This is a genomic window from Mariniluteicoccus endophyticus (assembly GCF_054780035.1).
On sequence record NZ_BAAGXC010000032.1, the window covers coordinates 51,640 to 65,159 of the forward strand.

The 13,520-nt window shown below is 71.1% G+C and carries 15 protein-coding genes; 11 read left to right on the forward strand and 4 right to left on the reverse strand.

Features of this window, described 5'->3' with window-relative positions; translation table 11 throughout:
• The first annotated feature begins 79 nt into the window (after positions 1 to 79).
• Positions 80 to 535, forward strand: coding sequence for an HU family DNA-binding protein (locus tag ACYVGD_RS14805; protein ID WP_460744546.1), 456 nt, complete (start codon positions 80 to 82; stop codon positions 533 to 535).
• 4 nt (positions 536 to 539) lie between these two features.
• Here the strand turns inward: ACYVGD_RS14805 and cofC are convergent, their stop codons facing one another.
• Entirely contained in the window at positions 540 to 1,334 is a 795-nt protein-coding gene (gene cofC / locus ACYVGD_RS14810) for a 2-phospho-L-lactate guanylyltransferase (RefSeq protein WP_460744547.1), read from the reverse strand.
• Between the two features lie 164 nt (positions 1,335 to 1,498).
• On the opposite strand from cofC, the gene ACYVGD_RS14815 reads away from it, so the two are divergent.
• The 3 genes from ACYVGD_RS14815 to ACYVGD_RS14825 are packed head-to-tail and all read left to right on the forward strand — an operon-like array spanning position 1,499 to position 4,444.
• The gene (locus tag ACYVGD_RS14815) at positions 1,499 to 2,287 is read left to right on the forward strand and encodes a lysophospholipid acyltransferase family protein (RefSeq protein WP_460744607.1); all 789 of its coding nucleotides are present in this window, start codon (positions 1,499 to 1,501) and stop codon (positions 2,285 to 2,287) included.
• On the forward strand, positions 2,284 to 3,291 hold the full coding sequence (locus tag ACYVGD_RS14820) for an NAD(P)H-dependent glycerol-3-phosphate dehydrogenase (protein WP_460744548.1): 1,008 nt from the start codon (positions 2,284 to 2,286) through the stop codon (positions 3,289 to 3,291). The genes ACYVGD_RS14815 and ACYVGD_RS14820 overlap by 4 nt, the downstream gene beginning before the upstream one ends.
• Before the next feature lie 43 nt (positions 3,292 to 3,334).
• Complete coding sequence (locus ACYVGD_RS14825) at positions 3,335 to 4,444, forward strand: D-alanine--D-alanine ligase family protein (protein WP_460744608.1); 1,110 nt, start codon at positions 3,335 to 3,337, stop codon at positions 4,442 to 4,444.
• A gap of 32 nt (positions 4,445 to 4,476) precedes the next feature.
• Here the strand turns inward: ACYVGD_RS14825 and ACYVGD_RS14830 are convergent, their stop codons facing one another.
• Entirely contained in the window at positions 4,477 to 4,968 is a 492-nt protein-coding gene (locus tag ACYVGD_RS14830) for a DUF3515 family protein (protein WP_460744549.1), read from the reverse strand.
• Between the two features lie 2 nt (positions 4,969 to 4,970).
• Positions 4,971 to 5,210 carry an Lrp/AsnC family transcriptional regulator gene (locus tag ACYVGD_RS14835; protein WP_460744550.1) on the reverse strand — a complete coding sequence of 80 codons (240 nt, stop codon included), beginning with the start codon at positions 5,208 to 5,210 and terminating at the stop codon, positions 4,971 to 4,973.
• Positions 5,211 to 5,348: 138 nt separating this feature from the next.
• On the opposite strand from ACYVGD_RS14835, the gene ACYVGD_RS14840 reads away from it, so the two are divergent.
• Together ACYVGD_RS14840 and ACYVGD_RS14845 are read left to right on the forward strand one after the other, a co-directional pair.
• Complete coding sequence (locus ACYVGD_RS14840) at positions 5,349 to 6,320, forward strand: thiamine-phosphate kinase (protein WP_460744551.1); 972 nt, start codon at positions 5,349 to 5,351, stop codon at positions 6,318 to 6,320.
• Between the two features lie 103 nt (positions 6,321 to 6,423).
• Positions 6,424 to 9,111, forward strand: coding sequence for an FtsK/SpoIIIE family DNA translocase (locus tag ACYVGD_RS14845; protein WP_460744552.1), 2,688 nt, complete (start codon positions 6,424 to 6,426; stop codon positions 9,109 to 9,111).
• Between the two features lie 103 nt (positions 9,112 to 9,214).
• Here the strand turns inward: ACYVGD_RS14845 and ACYVGD_RS14850 are convergent, their stop codons facing one another.
• A complete protein-coding gene (locus ACYVGD_RS14850) occupies positions 9,215 to 9,646 on the reverse strand; it encodes a cytidine deaminase (protein WP_460744553.1) in 432 nt (143 codons plus the stop codon).
• A gap of 178 nt (positions 9,647 to 9,824) precedes the next feature.
• On the opposite strand from ACYVGD_RS14850, the gene ACYVGD_RS14855 reads away from it, so the two are divergent.
• The 5 genes from ACYVGD_RS14855 (at position 9,825) to ACYVGD_RS14875 (ending at position 13,513) form a co-directional block, all read left to right on the forward strand.
• Positions 9,825 to 10,571 (forward strand): DUF1361 domain-containing protein, encoded by a 747-nt coding sequence (locus ACYVGD_RS14855; protein WP_460744554.1) that lies wholly within the window; start codon positions 9,825 to 9,827, stop codon positions 10,569 to 10,571.
• Positions 10,572 to 10,636: 65 nt separating this feature from the next.
• Positions 10,637 to 12,079, forward strand: a complete 1,443-nt coding sequence (rimO, locus tag ACYVGD_RS14860) for a 30S ribosomal protein S12 methylthiotransferase RimO (protein ID WP_460744555.1) — start codon at positions 10,637 to 10,639, stop codon at positions 12,077 to 12,079.
• A complete protein-coding gene (gene pgsA, locus ACYVGD_RS14865) occupies positions 12,076 to 12,669 on the forward strand; it encodes a CDP-diacylglycerol--glycerol-3-phosphate 3-phosphatidyltransferase (RefSeq protein ID WP_460744556.1) in 594 nt (197 codons plus the stop codon). The genes rimO and pgsA overlap by 4 nt, the downstream gene beginning before the upstream one ends.
• On the forward strand, positions 12,656 to 13,174 hold the full coding sequence (locus ACYVGD_RS14870; protein ID WP_460744557.1) for a CinA family protein: 519 nt from the start codon (positions 12,656 to 12,658) through the stop codon (positions 13,172 to 13,174). Before pgsA ends, ACYVGD_RS14870 begins: the two co-directional genes overlap by 14 nt.
• Before the next feature lie 69 nt (positions 13,175 to 13,243).
• Positions 13,244 to 13,513 carry a helix-turn-helix domain-containing protein gene (locus ACYVGD_RS14875; RefSeq protein ID WP_460744609.1) on the forward strand — a complete coding sequence of 90 codons (270 nt, stop codon included), beginning with the start codon at positions 13,244 to 13,246 and terminating at the stop codon, positions 13,511 to 13,513.
• Positions 13,514 to 13,520: the final 7 nt, after the last annotated feature.

Sequence of the window (13,520 nt, forward strand, 5' to 3'; positions counted from 1 at the left end):
CGCGCGTCCCCCGGTCCCCGGTCGCCGTATTTTGTGGACTACCGCCGAACCTGGCGGGAGGACACTAGGGGGGAAACCAGTGAACAAGGCGGAATTGGTCGAGGCGCTCGCCGTACATTTCGACGGGAACAAGGCGGAGGCGACCCGGGCCCTGAATGCCGTGGTGGAGACGATCATCCACGAGACGGCACGTGAGGGAAAGGTGTCGATCACCGGCTTTGGTGTGTTCGAGAAGATCCACCGTCCGGCACGGACCGTGCGCAACCCGAGGACCGGCGAGCGCAAGGATGCGCCCGCGACCGACATCCCGCGGTTCCGCCCCGGGACCGACCTGAAGGCCTACGTGGCCGGCGAGAAGCAGGTCCCCGGTGCGGCAGGGAAGCCGGCAGCCAGGAAGCCGGCTTCGAAGAAGCCCGAGGCCAAGAAGTCCGCGGCCGCCACGCCGGCCGAGACCTCCACCGATAAGACCGCGAAGAAGTCCACGGGGAAAGCTCCTAGGAAGGCGTCCGCCAAGAAGGCCGCCAAGCGGTCCTGACGGCTCAGAGCCACAGCGCGTGCGCCCGGTCGCCGACCAGGGCCAGGTGGACTCGCTGACCCTTCGCGAGCCCCGAGAGCCCCGGGCCCAGCACCCGCGCGGGCACCGAGACGCGCGACCCCGTGCTGCGTACGACCGTCCAACCTTCCGCCGTCGGCGAGGCGACCACGCCCGTGTCGTGGGTCGCGAGGCCTCCGGGCCCCCACAGGGAGCCCGTCCGTGGCCCGAGCCCGAGCACGGCCGCAGGTGCGAGGTCGGCGACCTGGTCGACGTCGCAGGACGCCTCGGCCGGGGCGTCCACTTCCGCGGCCCCGGAGGCCGCGTGGCGGTCCGCCGACCCGTCCTCGAAGCGCGGGTCGAGCGCGCAGCCGTCGGCCACCAGCATCGTCGTGCCCTGCCCCGGACGATCGCGGACGAACCAGCGGCCCGTGCCCCCGCAGCCATCCAGCACGGTCCAGACAGCGGCCGGGGTCAGGGCGGGCAGGTCGGCCACGGCGGCCAGCACGCGGGAGAACCCCGCCTCGGCGAGGATCTCGGCGCCCCGCGCGTACGCCGGGTTCAGCCCCCCGCCGGGATCGGCGACGACCTCGGCGCCGTGACGGGCCAGGAGCCCTCGCAGACCCGGGACGGGCGTTACGACGAGCGTGCGGTCCACGGCCGCCGAGACCGCCGCGCACGTGTCCTCGAGCATCGCCAGCGCCAGCTGCTGACGCAGGGCCGGGGGCGTGTCGGAGAACCGGGACTTCGCCAGGTCGAGCCGCTTGAGCGCGATCACCGCACCTGTGGGAGTTCGGGGCATGCGTGCGATCGTGCCACAGGTGACCACGCGGCCGCTTGGGGCGACCGGTCGTGGCATGGACCGATAATGTGGTCGCCACCACACAGGAGGAGCAACGGATGAGCGATCTGGCCAGGCGCAGGCTGAGCGACGTCAACCACGAGGACGTCGAGCCGGTGCTGAAGGTGACGGTGTCGACCCTCAGCTCGATCCTGCGCCACATCACCCGGCAGGAGTGGCAGGGCAGCGAGAACATCCCGCAGACTGGCGGGGCCATCTTCGTCGTCAACCACATCTCCAACTTCGACCCCCTCTCGTACGGCCATTACGTCGCTTTTTCGGGCCGCTACCCGCGCTTCTTGGCGAAGGAACAGATCTTCAAGGTCCCTGGGCTCGGCTGGGTCGCGACGAACGCCGGCCAGATCATGGTCCGCCGTGGCGGCCCCCAGGCCGCCCAGTCCGTCGAGGCCGCCGTGGAGGCCGTCAACGCCGGCAAGACGGTCTCGATCTATCCGGAAGGCACCATCACGGCCGACCCGCTCGAGTGGCCCATGACCCCCAAGTCGGGTGCGGCGCGCATCGCGCTGGCCACGGGAGCGCCGGTGATCCCGGTGGGCCAGTGGGGCGCCAACCACGTCATGCCCGGCAAGAAACTGACGTTCCCTCGCCTGCTGCCCCGCAAGACCATGAAGGTCAAGGCGGGGACCCCGGTCGACCTGTCCGACCTGCTCGGGCGTCCCGCGACCCCCGAGACCATCGCCGAGGCGAGCGAACGCATCATAAGGGCGATCACCGACATCGTGGCCGAGCTGCGCGGCGAGCAGCCGCCCACGACCCGATGGAACATCCGCCTCGGACGTCGCGAGGACCCGGCCACCGACGGCGCCCCGGCCACTCAGGAGCAGACATCCCTCGACGCCGTCCCATCCGCCGACCCCGCCGCCGGTGGGGTGAGCCCGGAAGACGACCGATGACCACCGGGCGGCGCATCGCCGTCATGGGCGCGGGCGCCTGGGGAACCGCGTTCGCCATGGTCCTCGCCGACGCCGGGAACGACGTGCGCCTGTGGGCGCGCCGCCAGGAGCTCGCATATGAGGTGAACACACGGCGTCGCAACGAGCGCTACCTGGGCGACGTCGCGATCCCCTCGGCGGTCCGGGCCACGCACGAGCCGGCCGCCGCGCTCGAAGGGGCCGACGCGGTCGTGCTGGCCGTCCCCTCGCAGATGCTTCGCACCAACCTGGATCAGTGGGAGCTGCCGTCGGACGCCGACGTCGTCAGCCTCGCCAAGGGCATCGAGCTCGGCACCCTCAAACTCATGGGGGAGGTCATCGCCGACCACGGGGTCGCCCCCGAACGGATCCTGGCCGTCTCCGGCCCGAACCTCGCCGCCGAGATCGCCGAGCGTCAGCCAGCGGCCGCCGTCATCGCCTGCAGCGACCACGACCGCGCCGTCGCGTTCCAGCAGGCCTGCCGGACCAGCTCGTTTCGCCCCTACACGAACTCCGATGTCATCGGCGTCGAGGTGGGCGGGGCGACCAAGAACGCGATCGCGCTCGCCGTCGGCTTCGGCATCGGGCTCGGCTTCGGCTCCAACTCGCTGGCATCCGTCATCACACGCGGCCTGGCCGAGACCACACGCCTGGGCGAGGCACTCGGTGCCGACCCCCACACCTTCGCCGGCCTGGCCGGGCTCGGCGACCTCGTCGCCACGTGTTCGTCGCCGCTGTCCCGCAACCGTTCCTTCGGTGAGCTCATCGGCCGCGGCGCCACCGTCGAAGAAGCCACCGCGGCCTCCCGCGGAGTCGCGGAGGGCGCACGCTCCGCCACCTCGATCCGCCAGCTCGCCGAACGCCACGGCGTCGAGATGCCCATCGTGGCCCGCGTCGAGAAAGTCCTCAACGGCGAGCTGAGCCCCGCCGACGCGTTCCGCAGCCTCATGGCCCGCATCACCAAGCCGGAGCGTGAGAGCCTGTAGGGTCGGCGCCATGAACGGCGAGACCCAGACCACACCCCTCGCGATCACCCGCCCCGTCGTCGTCCTGGTCTTCGGTGGCGACTCCAGCGAGCACGGCGTGTCGTGCCTGACCGCGGCGAGCGTCGCCCGGGCCATCGACCGCGACCGCTACGAGGTCATCGGGGTGGGCATCACGCGCACCGGACGCTGGGTCCAGCTCTCCGCCGACGAGGTCGCCGCCATGCAGGTGGTCGACCGCCAGCTGCCCGTCGTGCCGGACGACCGCGGCGAGGCGGTGCTGCTCCGCCATGACGGGGGCGCCGAGATCGCCACCGTCGAGGGCGACCGACTCGTCGACCGCCACGTCGTCGACGTCGCGTTCGCCCTGCTGCACGGCACCTTCGGCGAGGACGGCACCGTCCAGGGCCTGTTCGAGATGATGGGGGTGCGCTACGTCGGCTCGGGCGTCATGTCCAGCGCGACCGGCATGGACAAGCACGCCATGAAGATGCTCCTGGCCGCCGGCGGCCTCCCCGTTGGCCCGTTCGTGACCGTCCCCGCACGCGAGTGGGAGGCCGACCGGGCCGCTTGCCTCGACGCCGTCGCCTCCCTGGAGTTCCCAGTCTTCGTCAAACCCGCCCGAGGCGGGTCGTCGATGGGCATCAGCCGCGTCACGTCGATCGAGGGCGTCGAGGCCGCCGTCGAGGAAGCCCGACGCTTCGACCCGAAGGTCATCGTCGAGCAGGGGTTCAACGACGTCCGCGAGGTCGAGTGTGGCGTCCTGCAGGACCCGGACGGGGGAGCGCCACGCGTCTCCAGCGTGGCCGAGATCGTGATGCACACCCCGGACAAGTTCTACGACTTCGAGGCCAAATACCTCCCCGACGGCCAGGTGACGATCGACCTGCCCGCCGACCTCGACGACGAGGTCGCCGAGGAGATCCGCCGCATCGGCGCCCGCGCCTTCGAGGTCATGGACTGCGAGGGCCTCGCCCGCGTCGACTGCTTCGTCGACTCCCGGCGCAAGGTCTGGGTCAACGAGATCAACACCATGCCAGGCTTCACCGCCAACTCGATGTTCCCCGAGGTCTGGAAGCACGCCGGCATGACGTACGCCGAGATCATCGACCACCTCCTCGCCCTCGCGCTGAACCGACCGCTGGGGCTGCGCTAGTAGTCCCGGCTCGCGCGCGACCGGTCTCGTCGTCAGAGGCAGGGCTTGAGCGAGCGGTCGTGCGCCGAGATCGCCGCGGCCACGTCGACGAGTGCGTTCGCCTCCGGCGCGTACCTGTTCGGCACACCGAGCTGGACGGTTGCCTCGCGGCCGAACGTGGTGAACAGCCAGCCGCCCTGGCCCTCTTCGGCGTACCAGCCGACACCGTTGACCTCGAAGCACCGGGTGTCCTGGGCCATCCCCGGCGGCAGCTCGCCGCCACAGATCAGCGTGATGGGCGGGTCGCCCCAGGCCGCGGTCAGCACTCCCGGTGCGACCTTGCGGCGGGGCTGGTCGAGCACCGTCGGCGGCAGGTTCGCCATCACCTGCGTACAGACGCGGCGTGCGTCGTCGGCTGGGTTCGGGTCAGGCAGGTCCAGCCGGCCCGGCGCGCACGCCGTCAGCAGCACCGCCGGCAGGCACGCATACGCCGCCCGACGCGGGGACGGGCGGCGTACGCGGGGTGTGGCATGCGGGTGGGGCACGATCAGATGTTCACCACGGGGCAGGTGACCGTGCGCGTGATGCCTGCGACGTTCTGGACGCGGGCCACCACGAGCTGGCCGAGCTCGTCGACGTTGTCAGCCTCGGCACGGACGATGACGTCGTAGGGGCCGGTGACGTCCTCGGCCAGCGCGACGCCGGGGAGGTTGCGGATCTCCTCGGCGACCTCGGCGGCCTTGCCGACGTTGGTCTGGACGAGGATGTAGGCCTGAACCTTGCTCATGGGTGCTCCTTCGCTCGGGACGCCGGGCGGGTTCGCTTCGTTGCGTCGGTCGCCACGCTACCGTTTGTTCGGTACGCACGACAGGCGTACGCGACCGGTCACGTCCCGACGTTCCGGCTCGACCCCGACAGGAGGACCATGGCCGCGACGCCGAAGAACCAGGACAACGCCACCGTGGCCGGGGTGGGGGAGTTCGGCCTGATCGCCCAGGTGACGGAGGACCTCCCGCTGAGCGACGCCGTCCTGGTGGGCCCCGGCGACGACTCGGCCGTGGTCCGGCTGACCGGCGACCTGGTCGTGTCCACCGACACCATGGTCGAGGGCGTCCACTTCCGTCGCGACTGGTCGCTCGCCCCCGAGGTGGGCTCGAAAGCCGTCGCGTCCGCGGTCGCGGACCTGGAAGCCATGGGCGCGACACCGGTCGCGATGGTGGTCGCCCTCAGCGCGCCGGCGGACCTGCCGACCTCCTGGATCCGGCAGTGCGCCCAAGGGATGCGCCTCGAGGCCGCCCGCTCCGGCACCAGCCTCGTCGGCGGCGACATGACCCGGGCCCCCCAGGTCGTCATCACCGTGACCGTCCACGGCGACACCCACGGGCACCGGCTCGTCACCCGCTCGGGCGCGCGCCCCGGACAGGTCGTCGCGATGGCCGGTCGCGTCGGCTGGGCCGCCGCGGGGCTCCGCGTGCTCTCCAAGGGCTTCCGCTCGCCGCGCGTCGTCGTCGAGGCGCAGAAGGTTCCGCAGGTCCCCTACGGTCAGGGCCGCGTCGCGGCCGAGGCCGGGGCTTCGGCCATGATCGACGTCTCCGACGGGCTGCTCGCCGACCTCGGTCACGTCGCCGCCGCGTCGGGCGTCGACATCGACCTCGACACCTCCGCGCTCGAGGTGCCCGACCCCATCGCCGCCGTCAGCGCGGCCACCGGCGTCGACCCCATGGTCCTCATGCTCGCCGGGGGAGAGGACCACGCCCTTGTTGCCACGTTCGACGAGGGATCGGTGCCCGACGGCTGGACGGTGATCGGGACCGTCACCGGCCGCAGCGGCGGGCCGACGGTCACCGTCGATGGCGCTGTGTGGGAGGGCGAGGTCGGCCACGACCACTTCCGCTGACCCGTCGCGACCAGCCCCCGCCGGAGATGACAGATCCATAACCTCGGGCGGCGTCGGCGCGGCACGCTTGGGTGGCCAGTGAACGTCGCCTAGGTTTGGCAACATGGCGAGCCGCGCGTCTTCCCCAGCGCGGACGAAGAGCCGGTCGACCACGTCCGGCTCTGGTTCGCGTTCGTCCGGAAGCAAGAAGTCCCAGTCCACCCGCCCCCAGTCCCGGGGGACATCCGGTGCTGCCCGCAAGCAGCCCGCCCGAGGTGGGCGCGGGGCGACCCGTGTCGAGCGCCACCCGGGATTCCTCGAGCTCCTGCTCAAGGGCCTCGTGGCGGCGTACCGCGGTCTGGCCCTCGGGGCGGGAACCGCGGCGCGCTCGGTCGGCACCGGTGCCCGTGACCTCGACCCGGCGCTTCGCCGCGACGGCATCGGCCTGTTCCTGCTCGCCAGCGGCATCGTGCTGGGCGCGACGTTCTGGTTCGAGCTGCCCGAACCCGTCGGGCCCGCCATCCGGTTCGGCGTCACCACGGTGATTGGCAGTCTCGCCTTCGCGTCGCCGCTGTTCTTCGGCTGGATGGCCTGGCGTACGCTGCGCCACCCCGACCTCAACGGTGCCGCAGGACGCCAGATCGTCGGCTGGCTCTCCTTCGCCTTCGGCGTGCTCGGCCTGATGTCGATCGCCAAGGGCCTGCCCCGCCCCGACCATCCCGAGCTCGTCCGGGCCGCGGGGGGCATGCTCGGGTTCATCTCGTCGAGCTTCCTCGCCGACCTGCTGACGGTCTACGTGACCGTCCCGCTGCTGGCGCTGCTCGCGTTCTTCGGCGTGCTGGTCATCGTCGGCATCCCGCTGTATGAGCTGGTCGACCGCGGCCAGGCCCTGATCGACCAGCGGCGCGAGCTGGCCGCCGAGCGGCGCGCCGCCCTCGAGTACGGCGTCGACGAGGCGTACGACACGCCGCTGGTGAGCGATCCCGACGAGGTGGACGACGTCGATCCGGACCCGGAGCCCGGTGCACGCGGACCGCGTGTCGAGGAGAGCAAGGTCCGCACCACCCGCCGCAGGAAGAAGCCCGTCGACGCACTGCCCTCCGAGAAGGGCGACGAGGTCTTCGACATCGAGGCGATGGGCCTCGACCCCGAGCCCGCCGGCTCGACCCGGGTCTCCGCCCGCTCGGCCGCCACCGCGCCGCGCCTCGACGAGGACGACGACAACGCCGGCGACGACAAGAAGGTCACCGCCGGCCTGCCGCCGGACATCGCCGAGCCGCCGGCGGTCGAAGTCCCCAACCCGGGCCCCATGCCGCAGCGTGTCGAGCAGCTCCAGCTCTCCGGCGACGTCCAGTACGTCCTGCCCGACTCCGAGGCGCTCAAGCCCGGCACCACGCCGAAGGCGCGTACGGCCGCCTCCGACGCCGTCGTCGCGTCGCTGACCGAGGTGCTCGACAACTTCAACGTCGACGCCCAGGTCACCGGCTACACCCGCGGCCCGACCGTCACGCGCTACGAGGTCGAGCTCGGCCAGGCTGTCAAGGTCGAGTCGGTGCTCAAACTCAGCAAGAACATCGCGTACGCGGTCGCCTCCGAGGACGTCCGTATCCTTTCGCCCATCCCGGGCAAGTCGGCGATCGGCATCGAGATCCCGAACAAGGACAAGGAGATCGTCTCGCTCGGTGACGTGCTGCGCTCGGCCAAGGCCCGCAACAACCACCACCCGATGATCGCCGGCCTCGGCAAGGACGTCGAGGGCGGCTACGTCGTGGCCAACATGGCGAAGATGCCGCACATCCTCGTCGCCGGCGCCACCGGTTCGGGCAAGTCGTCGTTCATCAACTCGCTGATCACCTCGATCATGATGCGCGCGACGCCCGAAGAGGTACGCATGCTCCTGGTCGACCCGAAGCGCGTGGAGCTGACGGCGTACGAGGGCATCCCCCACCTCGTGACGCCGATCATCACCAACCCGAAGAAGGCCGCCGAGGCCCTCGAGTGGGTCTGCCGGGAGATGGACATGCGCTACGACGACCTCGCCGCGCACGGCTTCCGTCACGTCGACGACTTCAACAAGGCCGTCCGCGCCGGCGAGGTGAAGCTGCCGGAGGGGTCGGAGCGCAAGCTGGCGCCGTACCCGTATCTGCTGGTGGTTGTCGACGAGCTCGCCGACCTCATGTTGTGCGCCCCGCGCGACGTCGAGAACTCGATCGTGCGCATCACCCAGCTGGCCCGAGCCGCCGGTATCCACCTGGTGCTCGCGACGCAGCGCCCGTCGGTCGACGTCGTCACCGGCCTGATCAAGGCCAACGTGCCGTCGCGTCTGGCGTTCGCCACGTCGTCGATGACCGACTCGCGCACCATCCTCGACCAGCCCGGCGCCGAGAAGCTCGTCGGCCAGGGCGACGGCCTGTTCCTGCCCTCGGGCGCCTCGCGCCCGCAGCGCATCCAGGGCGCCTGGGTGTCGGAGGGTGAGGTCCGAAAGGTCGTTGACCACGTCAAGTCGCAGCTCGAGGTGCAGTATCGCGAAGACGTCGCCGCGGCGGCGTCGGAGTCGAAGAAGGTCGCCGAGGACATCGGCGACGACCTCGAGCTCGTCCTCGAGGCCGTCCAGCTCGTCGTCTCGCTCAACCTGGGCTCCACATCGATGCTGCAGCGCAAGCTGCGCGTCGGGTTCGCGAAGGCCGGCCGTCTCATGGACATTCTGGAGACCCGCGGCATCGTCGGCCCCTCCGAGGGCTCCAAGCCGCGCGAGGTGCTGGTCAAGCCCGACGACCTCGAAGAGGTGCTCGCCAACCTGCAGAACGGCTGACGCGCGTACGACCGGGGTCGGCTGCGGGTACGCAGGACGTGACCGCGGCCGGGCCCGTCGTGGGCCGGTGCCCGCCTGCTGGTTCAGCAGTCCAGGCGACGTGCTACCAGCCCGAGTCGAGCTCGTCGGGAAATGCCGTCCTCCAGTAGTCCGGCAGAACCTCGCGCAGCTCCCTCCAGACGACCTGGGTGGCGTCCTGGTCCTGAGCGACCGCGACGAGGACGCGGGGACCATGCACAGCCAGCCGCTCCCGGCACACCCCGCAGGGGCTCAGCACCAGCACGCGACCGTCCTCGTGCCGATGCAGGCAGACGGAAGCCAGGATCTGCTGATCGAGCCGGTGGGCCGCCGCGTACGGCTCGACCTCGTGGCACAGCTCGACCGCCGGATTGATCGCCTTCGGGGACGTACCGGTCAGAATCGTGCCGTCTGCGAGGAGCATCGCCGCCGCTCCCTGGTGACCACCACCGGGGAACCGATCCTCGATCAAGGTGCGGCAGGCCAGGAGGGTCTTGTCCAGCAGCTCTCGGTCCATGCTCGGAGTCTAGGCGGATCCGGGCCGCTTGAGGCGCTCGTCGGGCCTGACGACCTCGAATGGGTCCCGGCCGACCTGGAGAACGGCTGACCCGCGTACGACCGGGGTCGACGGCGGGCGCGCAGGAGGCGACCGCGGTCGGACCCGTCGTGGGCCGCTGCGTACCTAGCCTCGAGGCATGAGTACGCCACACGCCGCCGCCGTCCGTGAGAACCCCGTCCGCGTGGCCCGCCCGGTGGTTCCCCCGGTCGGGCTGGTCGCCACGGTGCTGGCCCTCGCGGCCGGATCGTTCGTCGCGGTCGCGTCGCTGACCCTGCGGATCGCACGCACCGACGAGCTGACCTTCTTCTTCCTCGCCTGGAACCTGTTCCTCGCGTGGCTGCCGTTCCTGCTCACATTGCTGCTGCTCGGGCTGCACCACGCACGTGCCCACGGCCTCGTGCTGCTCGCGGTGGGCGTCCCGTGGCTCCTGCTCCTGCCCAACGCGCCCTACCTGATGACCGACCTCGTCCACGTCCGGCCGCGGGAGGGCGTACCGGTCTGGTTCGACGCCGGCCTGGTGATGGCGTACGCCGCCCTCGGCCTGCTGCTCGGGATCGCCTCGCTGATGCTGGTCCACCGGCTGGTCGCCGCGCGGCTCGGCGCCGTGGCCGGGTGGGCGTTCGCCGCTGTCGTGCTGCCACTGACCGTCGCCGGCGTGTGGCTCGGCCGTGTGCACCGCTTCAACAGCTGGGACGTGCTCACCGCGCTGGAGAACCTGGTGCACGTCGTGCTCATCCGCGCGCACGACCCGTTCGGAAACCGGGACCTGCTGGTCGCGGGTGTGCTCGGCACGGCGGCCCTCGCCGGCGTCTACCTCGGTGCGTGGGCGCTGGTGTCGGCGTACGCGGCGGCGACGCGCCGCACCACACCCTGCGTCAGGTGAGCATCCAGCCGTAGCCGCGGTCGGTCGGTCATACTGGACGGGACATGACGACATCTGATGCACCTGTGACCGTCCACCTGACCACGCTCGGCTGTTCCCGCAACGAGGTCGACTCCGAGGAACTCGCCGCGCGGCTCGAGGCCGGTGGCTTCCGCCTCGTCGACGAGGCGGAAGAGGCCGACGCCGTCATGGTCAACACCTGCGGCTTCATCGAGGCCGCCAAGATGGACTCCATCGAGACCCTGATGTCGGCGTCCGACCTCAAGGAGACGGGCCGGGCCCAGGCGGTCGTCGCCGTGGGCTGCATGGCCGAGCGCTACGGCAGCGAGCTCGCCGAGTCGCTGACCGAGACCGACGCCGTGCTCGGCTTCGACGACTACGCCGACATCGCTGGGCGCCTGCGCTCCATCCTCGCCGGCGACAAGCACGAGGCCCACGTGCCGCGCGACCGGCGCACGCTCCTGCCGCTGTCACCGACCGACCGCCAGGCGGTCGCCGGTGCCGTCCCGGGCCACGGTGCCGTGCGCGGCGAGCAGCCGGACTACTCGGCACTGCCCGACCAGGCGGGTGAAGCCTACGGCGCGCGCGTGCTGCGCCGCCGCCTCGACCGGGGGCCAATGGCACCCCTCAAGCTGGCCTCGGGCTGCGACCGCCGCTGTGCCTTCTGCGCGATCCCGGCGTTCCGTGGCGCGTACGTGTCGCGCCGCCCCGACGAGGTGCTCGCCGAGGCGCGCTGGCTCGCAGAGCAGGGCGTCAAGGAGCTGTTCCTGGTGAGCGAGAACTCGTCGTCCTACGGCAAGGACCTCGGTGACCTGCGCTCGCTGGAGAAGCTGCTGGGCGACCTGTCGGGCGTCGACGGCATCGAGTGGGTCCGCGTCTCCTACCTCCAGCCGGCGGAGACGCGCCCCGACCTGGTGAAGGCCATGTGCACCACCGACAAGGTCGTGCCCTACTTCGACCTGTCGTTCCAGCACGCGTCCAACGCGGTCCTTCGCCGCATGCGCCGCTTCGGCGACCCCGACTCGTTCCTCGCGCTCATCGATTCCGTACGCGCGCTCGCGCCTACCGCCGGCATCCGCTCCAACGTCATCATGGGCTTCCCCGGTGAGACCGACGACGACGTCCAGATCGTCCACGACTTCCTGTCGGCGGCCCGTCTCGACGCGATCGGCGTCTTCGGCTACTCCGACGAGGACGGCACCGAGGCCGCCGCCCTCGACGGCAAGCTCGACGACGACGAGATCGAGGCGCGGCGCTCCGCCACGGCCGACCTCGCCGCCGAGCTGGTCGACCAGCGCGCCGAGGACCGGATGGGGGAGCGCGTACGCGTTCTCGTCGAGTCCGTCGACGTCGACGGCGAGGTCTGGGGCCGAGCCGCTCACCAGGGTCCCGAGGTCGACGGCCAGTGCCTCGTGAACGGCGCCCCCGCGGGCGTCGGACCCGGTATGTTCGTCGAGGCCGACGTCGTCGGCAACGAAGGCGTCGACCTGCACGTGGAGGTGCGATGAGCGAGACCGCTGCGCCTGTGTCGCAGATCAACGGGCCCAACATCCTGACCGGTCTGCGCATCCTCGCCGTCCCCCTGTTCGGCTGGATGCTGCTGTCCCACCCCCAAGACCCCACCTGGCGCAACGCGACGACCGTCGTGTTCGTCGTCGCGATCCTGACCGACCTCGTCGACGGTTGGTGGGCCCGTCGCTTCGGCCTCGTCACCGACTTCGGCAAGATCGCCGATCCCATCGCCGACAAGGCGCTCACCGGGATGGCCTTCATCGGGCTGTCCATCATCGGTGAGCTGTCGTGGTGGGTGACCGGCATCATCCTGGTCCGTGAGTGGGGCATCACCCTGATGCGCTTCCTCCTGCTGCGTCGCGGCATCGTGCTGGCCGCCAGCCGTGGCGGAAAGCTCAAGACCGTCACCCAGGCGGTCGCCCTGGGACTGTTCCTGCTACCGCTGGTGCCGTACGCGTGGGGTCAGCCGTTCCACACCGACCAGATCCCCGAGATCGTCTCGTGGCTCGTGATGGCCGTCGCCGCGATCGTGACCGTCGTGACGGGCATCGACTACGTGCGCGCCAACCTCGATGACGAGCGCTGAGCCACCTCACGGCGAGGCCGGCGAGATCGCCGAGCGCGTCGTGGCGCGCTACAACGAGGTGGGGCTGACCTTTGCAACGGTCGAGTCGCTCACCGGCGGTCTGCTGGGGGCGACGATCACATCGGTGCCCGGTGCCTCCAGCGTGTACCGCGGTGGCCTCATCACTTACGCCACCGACACCAAGGGCACCTTGGCGGGGGTGGACGCGAGCACGCTCGCCGAGCACGGGGCGGTCGCCGAGCCGACCGCCGCGCAGATGGCGGCCGGGGGCGTACGCCGGCTCGAGGCCGACGTCGCGGTGGCGCTGACGGGTGTGGCCGGGCCGGACCCGCAGGAGGGGCACGCGCCCGGGACGGTCTTCGTCGGCTGTGCGGGCCCGCGGGGAGTCGAGGTCTCGCGACTCGCCCTGTCCGGTGACCGCGACGACATCCGGCGCGCGGCGGTGGCTGCCGCGCTCGAGAGGCTGCTCGCCGCCACGGAATATTCGACGGCACGGGGACATTGAGTGGGTGTGCGTCGGCGCGGACACCTGTCCGTGGCGACCGGCGTTGGGTACAGTCAAGGCATGGAGGAGGTGCGGCCGATGCTGATGCGTGAACTCGTCGGTGAGACGCTGCGCGAGGAGCGCGCCGCCCAAGGACGGACCCTGCGCGAGGTGTCCGGTGACGCCCGCGTGAGCCTCGGCTACCTCTCGGAGGTCGAGCGCGGACAGAAAGAGGCCTCGAGCGAGTTGCTCGCGTCCATCTGCCGGTCCCTCGACCTGCCGCTGTCGACCCTCCTGCTGGTCGTCAGCGAGAAGATGGCCGTGGAGGAGTCGGTGCCGCCGGTCCGCGCGGCCGCCTGACCCACCG